Annotated in this window: 19 protein-coding genes and 2 pseudogenes; 18 read left to right on the forward strand and 3 right to left on the reverse strand. The window is 31.2% G+C overall.

The features are described from left to right. The first annotated feature begins 38 nt into the window (after positions 1–38). The 6 genes and pseudogenes from HALSA_RS05170 to HALSA_RS05195 all read left to right on the forward strand — a co-directional run bounded on the left by HALSA_RS05170 (position 39) and on the right by HALSA_RS05195 (position 6,924). Positions 39–1,187, forward strand: a complete 1,149-nt coding sequence (locus tag HALSA_RS05170) for a uroporphyrinogen decarboxylase family protein (protein ID WP_013405553.1) — start codon at positions 39–41, stop codon at positions 1,185–1,187. A gap of 169 nt (positions 1,188–1,356) precedes the next feature. After that, positions 1,357–1,998 (forward strand): annotated as a pseudogene (locus HALSA_RS05175) (corrinoid protein). Positions 1,999–2,074: 76 nt separating this feature from the next. Then, positions 2,075–3,874 (forward strand): ASKHA domain-containing protein, encoded by a 1,800-nt coding sequence (locus HALSA_RS05180; protein WP_049773852.1) that lies wholly within the window; start codon positions 2,075–2,077, stop codon positions 3,872–3,874. Positions 3,875–3,947: 73 nt separating this feature from the next. Then, positions 3,948–4,643, forward strand: a complete 696-nt coding sequence (locus HALSA_RS05185; protein ID WP_013405554.1) for a hypothetical protein — start codon at positions 3,948–3,950, stop codon at positions 4,641–4,643. A gap of 5 nt (positions 4,644–4,648) precedes the next feature. After that, on the forward strand, positions 4,649–5,998 hold the full coding sequence (locus tag HALSA_RS05190; protein WP_013405555.1) for a uroporphyrinogen decarboxylase family protein: 1,350 nt from the start codon (positions 4,649–4,651) through the stop codon (positions 5,996–5,998). Further along, the gene (locus HALSA_RS05195; protein WP_013405556.1) at positions 5,989–6,924 is read left to right on the forward strand and encodes a CobW family GTP-binding protein; all 936 of its coding nucleotides are present in this window, start codon (positions 5,989–5,991) and stop codon (positions 6,922–6,924) included. The genes HALSA_RS05190 and HALSA_RS05195 overlap by 10 nt, the downstream gene beginning before the upstream one ends. Before the next feature lie 112 nt (positions 6,925–7,036). Here the strand turns inward: HALSA_RS05195 and HALSA_RS05200 are convergent, their stop codons facing one another. After that, positions 7,037–8,164, reverse strand: coding sequence for an IS3-like element ISHahy2 family transposase (locus HALSA_RS05200; protein WP_083789307.1), 1,128 nt, complete (start codon positions 8,162–8,164; stop codon positions 7,037–7,039). A gap of 333 nt (positions 8,165–8,497) precedes the next feature. Here HALSA_RS05200 and HALSA_RS12405 point away from each other — a divergent pair, with 333 nt between their 5' ends. From HALSA_RS12405 to HALSA_RS05245, 9 genes are all read left to right on the forward strand, one after another. Then, complete coding sequence (locus HALSA_RS12405) at positions 8,498–9,112, forward strand: TetR/AcrR family transcriptional regulator (protein WP_013405558.1); 615 nt, start codon at positions 8,498–8,500, stop codon at positions 9,110–9,112. 88 nt (positions 9,113–9,200) lie between these two features. After that, positions 9,201–10,247, forward strand: a complete 1,047-nt coding sequence (locus tag HALSA_RS05210; RefSeq protein ID WP_013405559.1) for an AI-2E family transporter — start codon at positions 9,201–9,203, stop codon at positions 10,245–10,247. Positions 10,248–10,618: 371 nt separating this feature from the next. Next, complete coding sequence (locus tag HALSA_RS05215) at positions 10,619–10,954, forward strand: hypothetical protein (protein WP_013405560.1); 336 nt, start codon at positions 10,619–10,621, stop codon at positions 10,952–10,954. 228 nt (positions 10,955–11,182) lie between these two features. Further along, a complete protein-coding gene (locus HALSA_RS05220; RefSeq protein WP_013404695.1) occupies positions 11,183–12,364 on the forward strand; it encodes an IS256 family transposase in 1,182 nt (393 codons plus the stop codon). A gap of 36 nt (positions 12,365–12,400) precedes the next feature. Next, positions 12,401–13,978, forward strand: a complete 1,578-nt coding sequence (gene istA / locus HALSA_RS05225; RefSeq protein WP_013405161.1) for an IS21 family transposase — start codon at positions 12,401–12,403, stop codon at positions 13,976–13,978. Continuing rightward, positions 13,978–14,733: an IS21-like element helper ATPase IstB gene (gene istB / locus HALSA_RS05230; protein WP_013405162.1), complete on the forward strand. Its 756-nt coding sequence runs from the start codon at positions 13,978–13,980 to the stop codon at positions 14,731–14,733. Before istA ends, istB begins: the two co-directional genes overlap by 1 nt. A 306-nt stretch (positions 14,734–15,039) precedes the next feature. Beyond that, positions 15,040–16,152 carry a hypothetical protein gene (locus HALSA_RS05235; protein WP_013405562.1) on the forward strand — a complete coding sequence of 371 codons (1,113 nt, stop codon included), beginning with the start codon at positions 15,040–15,042 and terminating at the stop codon, positions 16,150–16,152. Continuing rightward, the gene (locus tag HALSA_RS05240) at positions 16,106–16,636 is read left to right on the forward strand and encodes a replicative helicase loader/inhibitor (RefSeq protein ID WP_013405563.1); all 531 of its coding nucleotides are present in this window, start codon (positions 16,106–16,108) and stop codon (positions 16,634–16,636) included. The genes HALSA_RS05235 and HALSA_RS05240 overlap by 47 nt, the downstream gene beginning before the upstream one ends. A gap of 53 nt (positions 16,637–16,689) precedes the next feature. Continuing rightward, positions 16,690–16,977, forward strand: coding sequence for a hypothetical protein (locus tag HALSA_RS05245; protein ID WP_013405564.1), 288 nt, complete (start codon positions 16,690–16,692; stop codon positions 16,975–16,977). A gap of 62 nt (positions 16,978–17,039) precedes the next feature. On the opposite strand, the gene HALSA_RS12620 is transcribed toward HALSA_RS05245, so the two are convergent. Then, on the reverse strand, positions 17,040–17,216 hold the full coding sequence (locus HALSA_RS12620) for a YvrJ family protein (RefSeq protein WP_013405565.1): 177 nt from the start codon (positions 17,214–17,216) through the stop codon (positions 17,040–17,042). Between the two features lie 646 nt (positions 17,217–17,862). Next, a pseudogene (locus tag HALSA_RS05250) lies at positions 17,863–19,225 on the reverse strand (DDE-type integrase/transposase/recombinase). 184 nt (positions 19,226–19,409) lie between these two features. On the opposite strand from HALSA_RS05250, the gene HALSA_RS05255 reads away from it, so the two are divergent. The 3 genes from HALSA_RS05255 (at position 19,410) to HALSA_RS05270 (ending at position 21,409) form a co-directional block, all read left to right on the forward strand. Continuing rightward, the gene (locus HALSA_RS05255) at positions 19,410–19,640 is read left to right on the forward strand and encodes a hypothetical protein (protein WP_013405566.1); all 231 of its coding nucleotides are present in this window, start codon (positions 19,410–19,412) and stop codon (positions 19,638–19,640) included. Positions 19,641–19,856: 216 nt separating this feature from the next. Beyond that, positions 19,857–20,084 carry an MBL fold metallo-hydrolase gene (locus HALSA_RS12625; protein ID WP_049773854.1) on the forward strand — a complete coding sequence of 76 codons (228 nt, stop codon included), beginning with the start codon at positions 19,857–19,859 and terminating at the stop codon, positions 20,082–20,084. Positions 20,085–20,141: 57 nt separating this feature from the next. Then, positions 20,142–21,409, forward strand: a protein-coding gene (locus HALSA_RS05270; protein ID WP_095522092.1) for an IS3-like element ISHahy4 family transposase whose coding sequence is annotated in 2 segments (ribosomal slippage) — positions 20,142–20,442 and positions 20,442–21,409 — 1,269 coding nt in all. Because the reading frame shifts where the segments join, the coding sequence is not laid out codon by codon here. Positions 21,410–21,630: the final 221 nt, after the last annotated feature.

Raw genomic sequence — 21,630 nt, forward strand, 5'->3', positions numbered from 1 at the left:
CTAAATTTAAATAAAAGTTAGTTGAAGGAGATGGGAAAATGAATGAAATGACTTCGAGAGAAAGGGTTCAGAAAACTTTAGAGCATAAAGAACCTGATAGAATACCTATTGATATAGTGCCGCTACTTGAAACATATAAAAATTTAAAAGAGTATTTAGGATTTGACATTGAAGAAGAGCTCAATCCTGGCAAATGGACTAATGTAGAAATGCATCCAAAGGTTATGGATAGACTGGGTGTTGATATTGTTCACTTAGGTCCCGGCAAACCAAATAATTGGAGTCCAACAGTTTATCCAGATGGTTCAGTAGATGATGAGTGGGGTGTTAGGCGCAAAAAGGTATCACATGGTGAAAGCTATTATAATGAGATAGTAAAATCGCCTCTGGCAGATGCTGATATTGATGATCTTGATGATTATCAATGGCCTGATCCAGATGATCCGGGTAGAGTAGAGGGATTAAGGACAAAGGCTAAGAGGATTCATGAAGATACTGACTATGCAATTCTAGCACGTTTTGGTGGTAATGTTAATGAAGGGGCTACTGCTTTTCGAGGTTTTGAGCAGTGGTTAGTTGATTATATGATCAATCAGAAATTTGTGGAGAAGCTACTTGATATAGTAATGGATATACAATTTAAAATTAATAAGAATTGTTTAAGAGAAGCCGGAGAATATATTGATATTTTAAGACTTGGTGGAGAAGATATGGGAACCCAAAACTCACTTCTTTATCCACCTGATAAATTAAGAGAAATATGGTTTCCTAGACTAAAAGAATTTATCAAAAAAACCAAAAATGAATTTCATAAATATAATCCAAATGGGAAGATTATGTTACATTCTTGTGGTGCTATCTATCCAATTATTGAAGATCTAATAGATTGTGGGGTAGACATTCTTAATCCAATTCAACCTATGGCAAAAGGTATGGATACTAAAAAAATGAAAGAAGATTTTGGTGATAGATTAACTTTCCATGGAGCAATTGGTATTCAGGAAGTTCTGCCTAATTACACTCCTAGCGAAGTAGAAGAATTTGTTAAAGAAAAAATAAATGATCTTGGGCCTGGTGGAGGTTATATTCTATCACCAGCCCATAATGTACCTGAAGACTGCAAGGCAGAAAATATCGTTAAAATGTGTGATACTGTTAAGAAGTACGGAAGATATCCTCTGTATTAATTAAATTAGAAATCAGTGATTAAATTGTCATAGAGTTTAAATTATTATAAGAATATATTCAAAATATTATAATGTTAAAGAAGCCTCAGGCTGCTCACTATTATGGGGCTTCTTTATAAAAAATAAAAATTTTAATTTATAAAATTGATTTGAGAGGGGAAATATAGTAATGAGCATATTAGATAAATTATCAACATCAATACAGGCAGGTAATGTTGCCAAAGTAACTGAGCTAGTCAACCAAGGTTTAAGAGAAGGAATTGAACCGTATGCTATTTTATATGATGGCTTAATGGACGGTATGGGAATTATTGGTGAGAAGTTCAAAAAGAATGAAGTTTTTGTACCTGAAGTACTGATTGCTGCTAGAGCAATGAACGCTGGCATGAAAATACTAAAACCAAAGTTAATAGAAACAGGTGTGGAGGATATTGGCAAGGTTGTTCTTGGTACTGTTAAAGGAGATTTGCATGATATAGGTAAAAATCTAGTCAAAATGATGCTTCAGGGAAATGGTTTTGAAGTAATAGATTTAGGAACGGATGTTTCTGCATAGGAGTTTGTTGATGCTTTAGTTACACATAAACCAGATATTATAGGTCTTTCAGCTTTATTGACAACAACAAAACCTGTTATGAAGGAAATTGTAGAGAAATTAGAAGCAGAGGGAGTTAGAGATAAAGTTATAGTTATGATTGGTGGTGCCCCTATTTCTGAGAAGTACTGTTTAGAAATTGGAGCTGATTTTTATGCAAAAGATGCTGCCACTGCAGCCACTATTGCAAAAGAAAAGGTTACGAGAGTTTCATAAAATATTATAAATAAAAAGACTAAAGATATGTTTTTTAATTATCATATAGAATAATTTTATTCTAGGAGGTGCTATTTTGGTATATCAGCTGAAAATTTTATCATCAAAAAAAGAAAGTATCATAGCAGTTAGACAGCCGGATAATTTATTAGAAACACTTCACTCTCATCATTACAGCCTGCCCTCTATCTGTGGTGGTAATCAAAGCTGTGGGCAGTGTAAAATCAAAGTATTAGAAGGTGATTTGAAGCTTACTGATGCTGAAATAGATATGCTTAGCAGAAAAGAAATTAACAAAGATATAAGACTTGCTTGCTGCCATAAAATTAATGGATACCTTAAAATTAGTCTTCCTGAATATAATAAAATAAATATATTAACAAAAAGTTCGGAAGTTGATATAGAGTTAAATCCTTCTATTAAAAGAAAAATTATAAATCCAGTTAATTCTTCCATAGAAAAACAAACTGATTTATTAACAATTTTAAAAGAAAATAATACCTGGTTTAATTGTATTAAGATTAACTTATTAAATAAATTACCTAATTTATCAACAGAAAGAAAAACTGCAGCAGTTGTAAATCAGGGAGAGATAATAGATTTTCAAAGAGTTGATCATACTTCAGGTGTATATGGATTTGCATTAGATATTGGTACTACAACAGTGGTAATGTATTTGGTTAATCTTTTGTCTGGTAAAGAAGTAGATGTGATTTCATTTGCTAATCCTCAAAAAGAACAGGGAGCAGATGTAATTTCTCGAATAAATTATACTCAAAAAAATAAAGAAGGCCTAAAAAATTTGCAGCAGAAAATAATCAATGGGTTAAATACAGCAATTGATAAAATACTTAAAAAAAATAATATTAAAAAAAATAATATTTATCAAATAAGTATTGTTGGTAACACTATAATGCTCCACTTTTTATTAGGTGTTTCAGCAGAAAAAATGGCTAAATCTCCCTATATTCCAGTATTTACAGAGGAATTAAACTTAGACCCTGGTGATTTAGATCTTAATATCAATAAAAATGCAGTAATAAAGTTGCATCCTTCTATTTCCAGTTATATTGGAGCTGATATTGTCGCTGATATTACAGCTACTGATTATGAAAATTACAGATACAGTTTACTAATTGATATTGGTACAAATGGCGAAATAGTTTTGTTTAAAGATGATAAGATTTATGCATGTTCTGCAGCAGCAGGACCTGCTTTTGAAGGTGCAGGGATTAGATATGGTTCTGCTGGAGTTCCTGGAGCTGTTGCTGCTTTTGATGAAAATGGATATCATACCATTGCTGATCAGCCCCCACATGGAATCTGTGGTTCAGGCCTACTTGATATTGTTTGTTATTTGCTGGAAAAAAATTATATTGATAAAAATGGTGCTTTTAATAAAAAAGAAAATCTTTCAAAGCCTAAACAGAAAAGATTACTTCAATACAAAGGAAAACCTGCCTTTATAGTTGTAGATTCTGAAGAAACAGCAAATTCTGAAGCTTTAATACTTACTCAAAAGGATATAAGAGAATTTCAGCTTGCTAAGGGTGCTGTTGCAGCTGGAATAGAGATTTTAATTAAAAAAGCAGGTATCCAAACTTCTGATATTGAGAGATTATATCTTGCAGGTGGATTTGGAAATTATATCAATATTGAAAACGCAAAAAAAGTAGGTCTTATTCCTAATATGTTGACAGCAAATGCAGTTAAAATGGGTAATGGAGCAGGATTAGGAGCAAAAATTTATTTGCTTAATCTAGATAAAGCAAATGAAGCATCAGAAACTTCAACTAAAATTGAGTATGTAGAATTATCAAAAATCAAATTATTCCAAAAATATTTTATGGATAATATGCTTTTTAATATGATTTAAATAACATTAAAAATTTTCCAGTTTATACCGAAGTGCAAAGTAGAAGTTATAATAAATAATGGGGGGGTTGAGAGTGTTTAAAAAATTAGTGCCAAGGGCAGATAAAGAAAAATTAAAAAAGCAACTTTATTTAAGAGAAAATCAGTTTAAAGAATTTAATTTGATGTTAGAAGAGGCTTTAAAAATAGCTGTTCCTAAATCTCTTTTTAAAACAGCAACAGTGGAAATGCAAGGAGAAGAATTTGTTGTTATTGACGGAATAAAATATAAAAGTCGAATTTTAAGTGTTAACTTAACTGAAGTGAAAAAGGTTTTTCCATATATAACTACAGCTGGAATAGAACTTCAAAATTGGGCTGAAAAATATACAGAAATACTTGCAGATTATTGGGCTGATTCTATTCAAGAGGAGATATTAAGAAATGCAGTTAGTGATATCTGTGGTTTTATAGATAAGATCAATAACTTGGAAAAATCTTCTGAAATGAATCCAGGATCTCTTAAAGACTGGCCAATTGAAGAACAGCAACAGCTTTTTGAACAATTTTCTGATATACCTTCTGAAATGAAAATTGAGTTAACAAAGTCTATGCTGATTTTTCCACCAAAGACTATAACTGGGATAAGGTTTTCTGATAATAATGACTATGAAAACTGTCAGTTGTGTCCACGAGAAAATTGCATAACTAGATGTGCAAAATATAATCCTAATTTATTTGAAGAAAGATATCAAAATACTAAAAAAATCTGTAGCACTAGGGAAGTGTAAATTTAATGAATGGTAAAGAACTAATATTTCAAGTTTTTGAATCTGGTAAAGGTGATAGACTGCCCTGGGTTCCTTTTGCAGGAGTTCATGCAGGAAAACTAAAAAATTATACAGCAAGAGAAGTACTGGAAGATGAAGAGAAATTATTTGAATCTTTGTTGGAGGTTAATAAGATATATCAACCGGATGGGCAACCCATATTATTCGATCTTCAAGTGGAAGCAGAAGCCCTGGGTTGTGAGTTAATGTGGGAAGAAGATTCACCTCCTACAGTGAAAAATCATCCACTCAAAGATACAGATGAAATTCCTACAAAGATACCACAAAAAGATGAGGCAAGAATACCAATGGCTATGGAGGTTACTAGAAAAATGAAAGAGGCTGTTGGAGATCACACTGCTTTATATGGTTTGATCTGTGGTCCTTTTACTCTTGCATCACATTTGCGAGGTACAAATTTATTTATGGATATGATCACTAATCCAGGGTATGTTAAAGATCTGCTTGGCTATACAAATAAAATTGCAAAAAAAATGGCATCATATTATATAAAAAATGGAGTCGATATTGTTGCTGCTGTTGACCCTATGGTTTCTCAGATTTCTCCAGCTCACTTTAATCAATTTTTAAAGGAACCCTATACTGAATTATTTGCAGAGATTAAAGATCAGGATATTTTTGCTTCATTTTTTGTCTGTGGTGATGCAACAGCAAATATAGAGCCTATGTGTCAAACAGAACCTGATAATATTTCTATTGATGAAAACATTCCATTGGAAAAAGCAAAAGAAATTACAGATAAGTATGATATAGTTCTTGGAGGTAATATTCCATTAACAACTGTTATGCTTTTAGGAAATCAGCAGGATAATATGAAATGGGTAATTGATACCCTTGATAAGGTTAGCAAAGAAAATCTTATTTTGTCTCCAGGTTGTGATATGCCTTATGATGTTCCAATAGAAAACTCAATTGCTGTTGAACAAGCAGTACATGAGCCAGAACAGGTAAGAGAAATGGTTAAGAACTATCAAGCAGAAGAGATTAACACGGATGCTGTAGAATTACCTGATTATGAAAATTTAGATCGACCATTGATAGAAGTATTTACTCTTGATTCTGCAACTTGTGCAGCCTGTACATATATGAAGGAAGCAGCAATGGATGTTAAAGAAGAATATATAAAAGATATTGATGTTGTAGAATATAAATATAACAGCAAAGAAAACATAGCTAGAATTACGAAAGTCGGCGTTAAACAGTTACCCAGTATTTATATAAATGGTCAACTTGAGTTTTCTTCTATAGTTCCCAACAAAGAAGAGCTTGTGGAGGCAATTAAAAAATGCCAGTAAAAAAAATAAATCCAAATTCTAAGCCGATACCATTAATAATTATCACAGGATTTTTAGGGTCTGGGAAAACTACATTTTTAAATAATATTTTAAACAGCCTTCGCTTAAAAAAAATAGGGTTAATAATAAATGAATTTGGCGAGATAAATGTTGATGCAGAGCTAATTAATATGGAAGGTGATTCTGAAATAAGTGAGATAAATAATGGTTCAATATTTTGCAGTTGTTTATCTGGCTCTTTTATTAATACACTTGCAAAATACCAGGATTTAGACTTAGATTATATTTTTGTAGAGAGCTCAGGTATGTCAAGGCCGATCAGTTTAGATAAAATTTTGGATAGTTTAAACACTTTAACAGAACAAAGTTTTAATTATTCAGGTATGATTTGTATTGTAGATGCTTTAAACATTAATAATTTGCTAAAATCAGTCAATTCTGTTAAAGAACAGATTGCCTATAGTGATCTTATATTGATAAATAAGACTGATCTTGTAGATGCTAAAGATATAGAAAATGCAGTAGTTAATATAAAAATGATTAATGAGCATGCTAAGATAGTAGAAACATCTTTTGCAAAAATAGATATTAATTTATTAGAGAATTTATCTAATATAAATGATTTAAAGTCAGTTAGATTAGATGATAATTTATCTTCGGAAAATATTATACCTGAGAATTTTTTATTAAAATTTGAAAAAGAAATTAAAGAGCAGGAATTAGAATTTTTTTTAAATCAAATTAAAAATAATATATACCGGATAAAAGGATTTGTTAAGATTAAAGGAGGTAAAACTGCTCTTGTAAACAGCAGTAGAAAAGAAGTAGAATGGAGCCTTGTTGATAATAAAGAAATTAAGGATTCTAAATTGGTAGTTTTTGCTGAAAATAAAGCAGATATATCGGTACCTAGCTCTTGGAAGTAAATTCAAATCAGAGCAACTGAAATTAAAAGTACTAAACAATTTCATATTATAATGATAACTCCACTTTTTTGATATGATACTTCCAAAGTAGACAGTGGATTGTCAATACTTTTTACAACAATTTTTTATCGAACATTAAATATCTATATTCAACAGGTGTTAGGTAATCTAACGACCCGTGGATTCTGTGGTTATTATACCAGTTAACATAGTCAAATAGCTCATATTCCAGCTCTTCAAAGCTGTTAAATATTCTGTCATAAGCAAATTCAGTCTTAACTACTTTAAAGGCTGCTTCTGCCACTGCATTATCATATGGGCATCCTTTATTGCTTAAAGAACGCTCAATATCAAACCTGACTAAAATATCATCGATAGCTTTATTTTTGAATTCATTACCTCTATCAGTATGTAAAATATTAATTTGATTTAGTGGTCTTTTAATACTTTTAAAAGCCTCAGTTACTAATTCGGCATTTTTCTTTTTACCTGCTGCATAACCAACAAATTCACGGTTGAAGAGATCTATGATCAGACAGACATAGTTCCATTTTCCTTTTACATTAACATAGGTTAAATCACTGACAACAACGTCTAGAGCTTCTTCTTTGTTAAATTCTCTGTTTACAATATTGGCAATTTTATCTTCATTACAGCTTGGAGAATGAACTTTGTATTGTTTTTTAGTATAAGTAGAAACTAGATTATATTTTTTCATTATTTTACCTATTCTTCGCTTGGACACCTGATAACCTTTTTTAGCTAATTCTCTTTTGATTTTTCTGGTTCCATAGTGATTTCTACTTGCTTTGTAAATGGAAATCACTTCGCTTTCTAGTTCAACATCAACCTGTTTTTCTTTAGGGGTATAATAGATCATACCCCTTGATATATTGAGTGCTCTGCACATGGCGCTAATACTGTATTTATCCCTGTTTGCCTTAATAACTGCTACTTTCGTCCCATTATCAGCGCCGCTTGACTTTAAAATATCATTCTCCATTTTTAACTGCTTGTTTTCTTTTTGTAATTTAATTAATTCTTTTTCTTTATCAGATCTATTATCTTTAGCGCTGAATGAACCTGAGTTATTATAGTCTTTTATCCATTTATGAAGTGTGGACCTTGCCATTCCATATTCATTGAGTATTTCAGTTTGATTTTTACCATTATTGGCCAGAGCAACAACTTTTCTTTTGATTTCTTCAGGATATTTTGTAGGCATGATATTTTCCTCCATTTTAGTTTGTTATTATCTTATTATATCATGTCCGAGAAAAAACTGTTTAATTAATTATACCCGATCCACAGTCTAATTAATTAAAATAGACTGTCTACTTGGAGGTGTTTTTTTATGGAAAGAAAAAATCACAAAAGACCTTAATTATTTTGTATGTATGATAACTAATGCCGTGAATTATAATACCTTGAAAAAACTAATAATCAAAAATCTACCCTAAATAAATTCTAATATCTTTGACAGAAGTGTATTTTTTTGTTAAAATATGAGTGTACTCATTAAATGAATATACTCATATTATACATAATAATATGTTTAGGAGGAATAATTATTATGAGTTTAAGAAATAAAAGAAAGCAAGAAACTAGAGAACAGATATTAAAGTATGCCAGGCATCTTTTTTCGGATAGAGGTTATCAACAAACTACTGTTTCAGAAATTGCGGCCCAGTCGGGAATTGCAGAGGGTACAATCTATAACTACTTTGACTCTAAAGGAGAAATCTTAGTTACTATTTTTGCTGAATATTTCCCACAGAAAAGTTATCAGTTTAATGATATTAAGCCTGGTAAGCCAGAAGATTTGGTAGAAGAAATAATTAATTTTTTAGAACATCATTTGTCAATAGTTAAAAAATTGGATAAATCCCTGCTTCGAGAGGGATTTTCTTTACAGCTTAAATACAAGCATGAAAATGAAAATATTTTTAAAGAATTAGATAAGATCGATCAGAAAATTATAAAAGAAGTGAGAGAATTTTTGTTTGAGCTAAAAGATAAAAAGGTTATAGTTTCTGATGTAGATCTATATAAATTTACCAATATATGTTATTCGATTTATCATTATAACTTCAGCAAATTTGTGATGGGCCCTCAGAGTGATTATGGAAACTTTATATCAGAGTTAAAAGAAGAAATTAGATTTATAATTAGAGAAATTTTAATGTAATAGTTCTTAAAATTTATGGTGATTAATTTCAGTCCTGGTGGTGCAGTTATATATAGAAATTAAAAAAAATATTGTGGGGTGATTAAAAATGTTTCAGAATCGTTTTTTCAAATTTACTGCAGCTATTATAATGCTTTTGTTAATATTTTTCATAATAACCCAGCTTCCCCAGTTAATTAATTTTTTAAAGGGAGTTTTTCAATTAGTTATTATTCCTTCATTGTTGGGAATATTTATTTATTATCTTTTGAGGCCTTTAGTACGCTTTTTGCATAAATATATCAAATATAAAAATTTATCGATTCTGCTTACAATTACTGCACTGTTAATCCTGATATCATTTATAACATATTTTGCCGGTAATATTATCTATACTGAGATTCAGAGGTTAATCAGGTTCTTAAGTGATTACGAAAATATTGCAATCCGGATTAGTGAGTTAATTAGTGATATAGAAGAGATTGGCTTTTTAGAAGAATTAGATATAGAGAGCAGATTAATCCAATTTGCCAGAAATGTCGGCAATCGGCTAACAGATTATGATTTTGTAGGTATCTTTGATTCGCTGGCCCAAATGTTTACAATTGTCTTTTTAACTCCATTTATAGTAATTTATTTTCTTAAAGATGATAAGCTTTTATTTGAAAAACTAATTAAATTAGTTCCAAAAGATAATCAGGAAACAGTTAAAGTTATTTTTAAAAAAATAGATCGTATCTTTGGAGTTTATATGCCCAGCCAGCTCTTAGTTGGAGCAATCTCAGGTACTATTATGTTTATTGGTTATACATTTATCGGCATGCCCAATGCCCTGGGCCTATCCTTTATTTTAGCAATAGCCTCAATAATACCTGTTATAGGTCCAGCTATTGGAGTTTCCCCAGCAGTCTTTATTGCCTTAACAACTAGCTGGGTAATGCTTATTCAGGTGGCAGTTTTGATGACTATTGTCCAGCTCTTTGAAAATAATGTTGTTCGGCCTATTCTTCAGGGAGGAATGTTAAATACTCATCCTATCGCCATTATTTTTAGTATTGTGATTGCTACCCTTCTATTTGGCATTTTAGGAGCTTTAGTGGCAGTTCCTATATATGTATCTATTAGAGAGAGCAGCAAGGTTATACTCAATAGATGAATAGGATTATTTTAGACAAGTAAATGATAATTTAAAACTGGAAATGAATAATAAAAGTAGCGCTTTGACATTCACAATAGTATTAAAACAGCTAAAAAATATATAATTTAGTATTTTCAAAGTTTGAACATAATTCACCCTAAAATATTTATTATGAGAGATAACAATAACATCTCGAATCTTACAATCAATAACTTCACTTTTTTTTGATATTATACTTTCAAAGTAGACGGTCTAATTAATTAAAATAGACTATCTACTTGGAGGTATTTTTTTACTGCTGAATACTATATATTTTAAGCAGCTAGCAGGAAATTTTGTTTAATAATAGAACTTAAATATAATAAATATAAAAAAAGGAGTTGTTTATTATGGGAAAAAATGATTGGAAAAGTAAAATGTTACCTGGTTGTCCAGGGAATTTTGGTAGTTTCAAAAACTTTTTAATAGAAGGAAATAAAAAAGTTTTTGTAGGCTTTGATGGAATGACTCAAGCTGTTGAAGTATGGGAAGGCACTTTTGAAGAGGATATTAGTTTATATTTTGAAAAGGAGGAGCAGGATCTTACTAACTATGGATTATGTTTTTTCGACTGTGATAAATCAATAGTAAAAAAGAAACTTCAAGAAAAGCTATCAAAAATAGGTTTTAATGATGAACAAATTAATGATATATATCAGGAGTTTGTTGATTCTTTCTATTATTAATTGTATATGATAATCTAAAAGTGACCCAGGATAATAATTTAAAATTGACCCGTTTAAATAGATAATATAAACTGTCCATAATAAAATAAAAATTATGGGCAGGTGAAAAAGGAGTAGTGTACAATAAGTTGTGTAAATAGATTTTTTTCAATAAAAAAAGAGGAATCCTTCTTTGAATGGTTGAAATATTTATTAGCGAAATAAACTCAACCCAAAGGAGGACTCCTCATGAACAGTATACCCGAAAAAAACAGTGATGGTCAAGTTGAATTTCACGATTTAATCATTGAACTCATCAAAAATTTTCTCGAGAATTTCCTCAAGGCTGAATTAACTGAATTTCTAAACTATGAAAAACATGAATACTCAGGTAGAAACTCTGGCAATAGTCGTAATGGATCTTATCTTCGTGATTTCTTAACTCAGTTTGGCAGTATTAAAGGCTTAAATGTTCCTAGAGATAGAAATGGTGAATTCCAAACTGAACTATTCCAACCATATAAACGCTATGATAACTGGCTTGAAGAAGCTATAATAAACATGTATGCTAATGGCCTTTCCACCCGCTATGTAGCTGATTGGATAGAGCAGATGTATGGACAAAAATATAGCCCTACTACTATTAGTAATCTAACTAATGTTGCTCTTGAAGAGGTTAAAAAGTGGAAAGAAAGACCACTTCAAAAACGGTACAGCGTTATTTTTATTGATGGCATGAGCATAAAAGTCAGACGAGATACTGTTGCAAATGAATCTGTATATATTATCATTGGTATCAATGAAGACGGCTATCGTGAAATACTTGATTTCTACATTGGTGCAACTGAATCTGCTGCTTTATGGGAAGAAGTACTAAGTAATTTAAAAGAACGCGGAGTCCAGGAAGTCCTACTAGGTGTTATAGATGGACTCCCAGGACTTAAAGATTCTTTTCTAAAAGTATTCCCTAAAGCGGATGTGCAGCGTTGTATAGTTCATAAAGTGCGTAATACAATAGTCAAAGTTAGAAAAAAAGATACTGATGAAATCGTTAAAGATTTAAAAAAGATCTATAGATCTCCCAGCAGAGAGTTTGCAGAAAAAGCTTTAGAAGAATTTGATTTTAAATGGAGTAAAATCTATCCTAAAGTTACTCAAAGCTGGTACGTAGATAAAGATGAACTATTAACATTTTATAAATATCCAGAAAGCATACATAAAGCCATATACACAACAAACTGGATTGAAAGAGCCAATAAAGAAATCAAAAAAAGATTAAAGCCTATGAATAGTTTGCCTAATGTACAAGCAGCTGAAAAAATAATTTATTTAAAGATTATTGAGTACAACTCAAAATGGTCTGATAGAAAGATGAGAGGATTTTTAGCTGCAAAAGATCAGCTCCATCAACTATTTAAAGAACGATACTGATTTATTTACACAAGATTCTTGACGTTATCGAAAAAGGTGATAAAATTGAATGAAAAAGCCGATATTCTAATTAAACATTTTGTCGAGGGTCAATCAATTAGAAAAATAGCTAGAGAGTCAGAATTTTCAAGAAATACTATCCGCAAATATATCCGAGATCATGAAGAAAAACTTCAGAATCTGGATAAAGCAAAATCCAGAGATGAAATATTAACCTTAATTGAATCTCTAGTAGAAACTCCTGAGTATGACAGCTCTAACCGTAATAAATATAAAATGAATGAAGCTATCAAAAAAGATATTGATTACTGCATTAAAGAAAACAAAAAACGGCGAGCAACAGGTATGCGTAAGCTGCAGCGTAAAAAGATTGATATTCATGAATATCTGCTCGGTAAAGGTCATGATATTAGTTACTCAACAGTCTGCAACTACATCAGAAACACCTATGAAAATGCAGCCAAAGAAGCATATATAAAACAGCTCTATCATGAAGGAGAATCCCTTCAGTTCGACTATGGTGAAGCCAATTTAGAAATTGCAGGTAAAAACAAAACCCTTAATATGGCTCTATTCACAACTGGTTTTGGTTTTCATCACTATGGTAAATTTTATGCTAATAAAAAGATGACTTCATTTTTAGATGCTCATGTTAAAGCATTTAAGAACTTCAATGGAGTATATCATGAAGTAGTTTATGATAATTTAAAACAGGCTGTAAAAAGATTCGTTGGTCCTTCTGAAAAAGAAGCTACTGAGGATCTAGTTAAGCTTTCCCTCTACTATGGCTTTAAATACCGCTTTTGTAACGCATATCGCGGGAACGAAAAAGGCAAAGTTGAGAAAGGCGTTGATTTCGTCAGGCGGCGGATCTTCTCCCAGAAAACAAGTTTTGAATCCATAGAAGAAGCAAATGAGTATCTTGCTGCAGGACTAAAAAGGCTTAACTCAATGAAAAAAGCTGAATTAGATAACAGATCACCATATGAGCTCTGGCAGCAGGAAATACCATATCTACTGCCTTTAAAACCTCCATATGAGGCCTGCAGAGAAAAAGAATGTAGAGTCAATAAATACAGCTTTGTAACCTTTGAGCAGAATAAATATTCTGTACCTGATCATCTTGTTGGAAGATTTGTTAACAGCAGAATTTACTCAGATTATATAAAAATATACTACAACGATGAGCTGGTAGCAAAGCATCAGAGAATATATGAAGTTCATAAATGCAGTATTGAAATAGAACATTATCTTCTAACTCTAAAAAGAAAGCCTGGTGCATTGAAAAAATCCCTAGCTTTTCATCAAATGGCACCAGACCTCAAAGAGATATATAAATTATACTACGATAATTATACCAGAAAAACTAAAGAATTCATAGAGCTTTTAGAACTGGTAAGTGAGAAAGGTCTGGATGAAATTAAGGGTGCTATAGAAACTCTTTCTAAAAACAAAAAGTCAATGGTAACAACTGCTAATATCAAAGTGTTAGTTCAAAAGGAGAATACTCCTGATTTTACAATTTCCAGTGAAATAAATGAGAATTCTCTGGAACTATTAAAAAAATGGGATACTATGTTTAGTCTCCAAAATCATCAGGAGGTGATCCAGTAATGAATAAAGAAATAATACTGGAAACTAAAAATTACATCAAAGAACTAAAGATTGCTGGTATTAGAAACGACTTAAATCAAAAACTGGCTGAAGCTTATCGCAACAATACACCTTACGAAGAACTATTAAGAGATCTATTTCGAGATGCATATGATATGCGTAAAGAAAATGGCCGTAAAAATAGGATTAAAAATGCTAAATTCCCATACAAAAAATATTTGGATACCCTAATTGTAGACTATCTACCTGAGAGTGCTCAAGCTAAGTTTAAAGAGTTAAAGTCGCTTAAATTTATTGAAGAAAATAGAAACATAATTTTCTCAGGAAATCCTGGGACTGGAAAAAGTCATTTGTCTATAGGCCTTGGTATCAAGGCCTGTAACGAGGGCTATAAAGTCTTCTTTGCCACAGTACCACAGTTTATCAACCAATTGAAAGAAACCCAGAGCGAAAGAAGATTAACTAATTTTGAATCTAAATTCCAAAAATATGACTTAATAATTTTAGATGAATTGGGCTACATCTCTTTTGACCAGAAAGGAAGCGAACTTTTATTCTCCTTTCTTTCACTAAGAGCAGAACGCAAATCTACTATCATAACTTCCAATCTCTCATTTGAGAGGTGGAATGAGGTGTTTAATGATCCAGCATTAACTGCAGCTATGGTAGATAGATTGACCCACAAATCATATGTAATTAATATGAATGGTAATTCTTACCGAATGAAAGAAACTGAAGAGTGGCTGGGTCAATAAAATTAATATTATTTTTTGCTTACCCGGGTCAATTTTCAATTAATAAAAGGGTCAAATTTCACTTGACAAAAACATATTAATCCAGCAATTTTAAAAAATATAAATAAATATAATTGGATATCAATTAGTATATTATATGAGTATGTGCAAAATGAAAATCAATAACTCCACCTTTTTGGTGGAGTTATTAGTTTATTATAGAAAAAATTACCAAAAGCCCTTTTATTAATTTACAATTTATGTTATAATGAATTAAATGTAAATATTTTACATCAATTACATAAATTATAAAAGGAGCTGAGATAAATGCATTATAATAAAGTGCAGAATAACTTTTGGCGAGATTACCCACGCAAAGGCTGGGATAACAACACGAAATTGATAGCTATTTATCTACTTACAAATCATCACAGAAATACTGAAGGTCTATTTGTTCTTGCAAAAGGATATATTATGGCTGACCTTGGTTTATCAAAAGAAGAGATAGATAAAGCATTAAAAGTTTTGATCAAAGATGATTTTATATGTTATGACAGCAATTATTCTGTATTTATGATAACTAATGCCTTAAAATATAATACCTTAAAAAATCCCAATCATCAAAAATCTGCCTTGAATAAATTAGAAAATTTACCTCCAACCCATCTTTTCTTTGATTTTCTAGAAAAAACAAAAGAATACTGCCCTTCCTTTACTGAGATGCTTCTAGAATGTCTTAATAATAAATATCTTGAGCAAATAATAGCTGCTAAAATAAAGGAAGAAGGATGCCATTCCGATGTCATCATTGATAGGTTCAATGATACTATAGGTGATCCTCAAGCTCTATCTCTAACTCTAACTCAAACTCAATCTCTAACTCAAAAAAAGAATAATCGTTCCCACGCCAAAAATCAAAATGAAATAATCACTAAAGAAGTTGATGATAAATTAAAATTAGATAAAAGCACTGAATTAGTAAAAACAAAACAAACATCTAAAAGAAATAATAAAACAAAAGCTTATGAGCTTACTAATTACTTAATAGCTAAAATTAAACAAAACAACAAAAGAGCTTCTGTACCAGATATTAATTATAAATCTTCATTATTTAAAAGCTGGGTTAAAGAAATTGATAGACTTCACAGGCTTGGTCCTGTCGGAAGCAAAAAGTTAGAAAAGAATGGTTACAGCTGGAATGAGATCAGACAACTCATTGATTTTAGTCAGCATGATCAATTCTGGAGAACAAATATTCTTTCGGCAAAAAAGTTGAGAAAGCAGGTGATAAAATTAGAAAATCAGATGAAAAGTTCTAGCCTTTCAGATTCACAAAAAAAGATGGATATGCTTCAAGAGATTTATATTGAAGCTTCCGAGGAGGATAATATTGATGAACAGAAAAGAGATTGTTCGACTTCTAAGCTACATGAACTATAATTATTCCGGGAGGTTTAAGTTTCCAAGGGATTCGAAAACTGAAAACAAGATGATGATAGAAGTCTGGTTAGATTTGCTAAAATATTATGACTATTCTCTGATCATAAAAGTTTTGAAGAAACTTATGATCACTAATGCAATGTGGCCGCCATCTGCTGGAGAACTGATTAAAGAAGCAGAGATGATTATGAAAGCTCCAGAAGATAAATTAACTGCAGGAGAAGCATGGAGCCTGGCATTAAATGCTGTTCGCAATTATGGATATTATGAAGTTCATAAGGCTATGGATTCTTTACCAAAGAAAGTTAAAGATACGGTTGAGCATTTCGGTGGATTTAGAACTCTCTGCCATTCTGATATTACTAATGGTTATGCCAGAAATCAATTTATGAGACTTTATAAAGAGGTAGACAGAAAAGATAAAGAGCTTCTCTTTCTTCCAGATAAATTAAAAAATGACATTTTAATGCTTGCTGACAAATAGAAAAATAATTTATCTGGAGGTGTAATCCAAATGATATAGATAAAGAAAAATTAATGAATTTATTCAGGCAGAAAGCAGAAGAGATTGGCAAAGTCCCAAACAGTAATGACATACAGCAGGATATAGATTTACCTTCTTACGAAATTTTCAAGAAAGAATTAGGCAGGATAAGAGAATCTGTTTACTTAAAAGATATAGTAAAAGAATTCAATGACCTCTATAAAAAAAATAAAAATTTTTGTAAAGACTGTGTTAAAGATCCAGATAGTTGTAATGAAAATCTAGAAGTTTGCAAACAAGATGCAAAACTGTATTTTGAAAAATATGATGAAATTTACTAATCCTCCCCTTGTGTAACACCACCCCATGCAGCCTTTGTTTTATACAGGGGCTGCAAAATTAATTAATGAATAAAATCAGTTTTATTACTGGATCTATTATCAGAGCTGTTGTTAAGAAGAATTAGTGTGTCGATAGAAGATTCAAGGTCTTTAAGCTTGGTTTCAAAACGAATCAAGAGATAGACCGATAAAACCATCGGAAAACCATAAGAACTGATAAGAGTAAATAGTTCTTCCATGATTGCTCCTTTCTTAAAATGCTATTTATTAACTATATATTACCATTTATTTGTTAAAAATGTAACACTAAAACTTGATTATTTTACGAAAATATAAAAAAATAGCAATTTTATTTTAAATGAGTATAGTCTGAACTTGAAATTCAAAGTAACTGCTAAATAAATAGTCATTTTTTTGCTTTCCTTCTACAATATAGTAGAGGAATTTTTTGATTAAAATATTATAAAATTAATTTAAACACAGGAATTTTAATTTTGTTGTTGAATTTAGATAACAGGAGTAAAAATAAAGAAATATTAGGAAAATTATAAAATATAAAATAATGTCTGTTTGTTTTATATTTTTTTTAGACACTTATGACTGATATATGTATTCAAACAAACAGCTAAAAAGCTTAACATATAAAGGGTTTTATTGCTTATTATTGAATATATTAATTAGAACGATAATTTAAGATAACGTCAAATAAAATATGATAGTTACCATAAAATGTAAGCAAATAGTAATAGAGCACCACTAATTACGATTATAATGAAAATGATCAGAATGTCAAAAGTTTAAAGTTGTAAATAAAGTAATAAAATGGTATCTGGTGATTATAAATATCTAAAGGGATAAAACATGATTTTTCTAAAAGATATTTAATTACCTATCAGTTTTGGTGATCCATCTGATAAGTTGGGCCCAGGATTCGATAGGCTGACCTCTTGCTCCTTCTACTATCAGTGGTGGTTTATCATTAAAGGAACTATGAGGTTTTAAATAATTAAAATAGAGCTGATAAAGAGTTATATGAGCAAGTGCACCATCAAAAGAGCTAAAGCTTTTATGGCGTTTGTAATGGGCTTTATAAGTACCGAAAAACCTTTCAATGATGTTTTTATAAGGTCTGTAAATTTCATCTGAGTTATCATCGTTAGCAAATAGCCCCTTAAGTTGTTTGTGGTCAATATTGGTTTTCAAAAACACTTTAGCAGCATGGACAGCAGCTCTGTAAATTGGAGCCATATCAGTAACTAGAACAAAGTTTTGATCTTGATATTGGTCGATGATTCTTTTTAAAATGGTTATTGCACCTTTAGCGTCGCGATTTTTAGAAAGATGCTGAGCGATAACACAGCCATTTTCACCATCTATGGCAGTAAAAAGATAATGCCAGCTGCCTTTGATTTTAATATATGTTTCATCAACAGCAACAATACCAGATAAAGGCAGATCAAGCTCATTGATTTTAGGAGCAAGTCTGTAAGCTAAAGAGACAGTCCAGTTTTGGATGGTTTGAGCTGAAGGTGAAACACCATAGGCAAGTTTAAGAGCTCTTTCAGCCTGTCTTAAAGAAAGACCAAGACTGACATAAAAGTCAATAGCTTTAGAGATGGTAAAGTTTCCATAGTGAGAATTATCAAGGTTAACAGGTTCTTTATCAGGTCTGGAAACTTCAAGCTTATTGATATCAAAATTATAGGCTCTGTAGCGATAACGCTTATGTTCATTTTTCCATTTAGAACAGTCATCATTGCGGCATTTATACTTGGTAAAATGCTTGCGCTTTTTCTCTTTAGCAAGAGCATAGTTGCAGAAAGGACAGCGATATGTAGGGTGGTTTTTAGGTTTTTTAGGTTTCTTAGGAGCCCCACTGATGTTTACAGAGTTTACACTGGAACTTTTGGTATCCATCTGGATCATGACCGAAACTGTAGAGATATTTTTTGGGAGCTCCACATTGAGAGCACTCCTCAACCTTTACAGTTAGAGGTTTATTGCGATTAACAGGCTGAATATTTTCACCATTTTTTTCAGCTTCAGCTAGAATATCGCGATAGTCAACCTGATTATATTCTATAATAGGTTGTGGGTCATCAAAACTGTTAAATTTAGTATAACTATCATCGAGTTTATCATTGGGTTCAAAATCAACCTGGAAAAGTCTGGCGAAAAAAAGATAGGTCAAAAGAACAAAATTCATGATAGGTTTAAGCAGGAAATTAGGTATTTTTCGAGAAAACATAACTTACATCCCTTCCTTTCTGGGTTTAGTAGGTTGTGACTTTTTCAATTACTATTTACTAGCTCAGGGGGAGGGATTCCTTCTTTTTATGGAGATTCCTAGCCTGACAACTATGATAACTATTAATATTTTTGAAAAAACTATTAGATTTGACGTAACATAATTTAAATATGGAGGAGATCATATGGTGAGAAAAAACGAAAAGTTTGCAAGTGATAGCATTTTAGGTATCCAAATTGACAATAATATTTGTTTTAAATGCATTAGAGTTTATAAAAATGGATTTACCTGTGATGCTTTTTCAGAAGGAATACCGCGTGAGATCCTAAATGGAAGTTTTGACCACAGGAAAAATCATCCTGATGATAATGGTTTAAAATTTAAGCTCAACGAGTTTTTTGCAGGCGAAGATTAATATTTGATTTTAGTTAGAAAGTTTATTATAAAAGATAGATTTAAGGAGTGAGATTGTATTAAAACCAACAAGTTAAATAAACTACTAAAAGCACTTTTTTTAAGCATTATTTTAATTCTTATAACAATAGCTCCTGTCCAGGCAGCACTTGATGTTCATTTTATAGATGTTGGCCAGGGAGATGCGATACTCATTCAGAGCAGCGAAACAAATGTCTTGATAGATGCAGGTGATAGGTACAGCAGTATAGCAACAAAAATGGTGGATTATCTTAATTCTAATAATGTAGAAAGGCTGGATGCAGTTTTTTCTACTCATCCTCATGCAGATCATATTGGTGGTATGTCAGCAGTTATAAATAATTTTGAGGTTTCTCAAATATATGATTCAGGCAAAATACATACTTCTAAAACCTACGAGGATTATTTCTATATAGCCCCCTAACAGAATTGGAGAAAAAGTTTGAAAGTGATATACTCTAATTACAAGGGGGAAACACCAATGGCAAACAGAAAATATTCCGATGAAACTAAAGAACAAATTGTAAAAGAATGTCGCGAAATAGGTAACACAGCTCTTGTAGCAAGACGACATAATATTTCTAAGCATACTGTTTACAGCTGGGTCAAAAAAGCTAAAGAAACAGGATCAGTTAGATCTCTTCCTAAAGATGAAAAAAAGCAAATGAAAGAGATAGAAAATAGATTAAGTAAAATGAGCGATGAAAATGATAAGCTCAAAAAAATTGTAGCAGAAAAAGAATTAGAATTAGCGATTTTAAGGGAGTTGAGAGATAAAGTAAACCCCCGATAGCCCTCAAAGTTCAGATTGCATCAAAGTGGATAAATAAAGGGTATAAAATCTCTATTGTTTTAGACTTTGTTGGGCTTAATTCTTCCACTTACTACAGTAATATAAATAGAAAAACTGAGAGTGAAAGTACTAATAGCAGCAATTCCAATAATCCTCAAGGAAGACCTGTCCCTGGGTATTCTCTAACTGAATCAGGTGAAAAAATATCTGATGAACAGATTAAAGAATGGCTCTTAGAACTGGTTGCAGGAGATGGCTTCCCTTATGGTTACAGGAAACTTACAGTCTGTTTAAAAGAAGACTATAACTTGAAAATAAATAAGAAAAAAGTATACAGGTTATGCAAAGAACTGGATATATTAAGATCGCAAAGAAAAATCAAAAAATTTAGACCTAAAAAGATTGCAAAACAGGAAGAAATTACAGAACCAAATCAACTCTGGCAGATGGATTTAAAATACGGCTACATAAATGGAACAGATCAGTTCTTTTTCCAGATGTCAGTAATTGATGTCTTTGATAAGACTGTTATAGATTATCACCTGGGACTAAGCTGTAAAGCTAAAGATACCTGCAGGGTATTAAAGGCTGCTTTAAATAAAAGAAAGCTGTATAAAGGCATGAATTTGCCTAAAATTAGAACAGATAATGGACCACAATTTGTCTCTAAATTATTTGGAGACACCTGTGAAAAACTGGGGGTAGAGCATCAGAGAATTCCAGTTAGAACACCTAATATGAATGCTCATATAGAATCATTTCATTCGGTTTTAGAAAAAGATTGTTATTCAATTAATGAATTCAGTAGTTTTATTGACGCCTATAAAAAAGTCAGTGAGTATATGAATTATTATAACAACAGATACCGTCATGGCAGTCTTAATGATATGCCTCCAGCAAAATTTTATAAACTGGCTAAAGCAGAAAAAATAGTTGCTGAACCAGTACTCGCCTAAATCAAAAAATGAGAAACTAAGAATGAGCGAGCTTAACAAACATATTTTCCATATTTAGGGGGTTGAACCGATAGAAGCTGCTCAAATTGAAAAAATTTGGGAAGATGCTAAAAAAGCAATATTAAAAACTTTCGATTTTTTTGAGAACCATTTACATTTAAAAGGGCCTAGATTAGTACCTTTTCGCTATTTTTATATGAGTATAGTTTCTTATTTTTATA

It is taken from the genome of Halanaerobium hydrogeniformans, assembly GCF_000166415.1.
Lineage (GTDB): Bacteria > Bacillota > Halanaerobiia > Halanaerobiales > Halanaerobiaceae > Halanaerobium > Halanaerobium hydrogeniformans.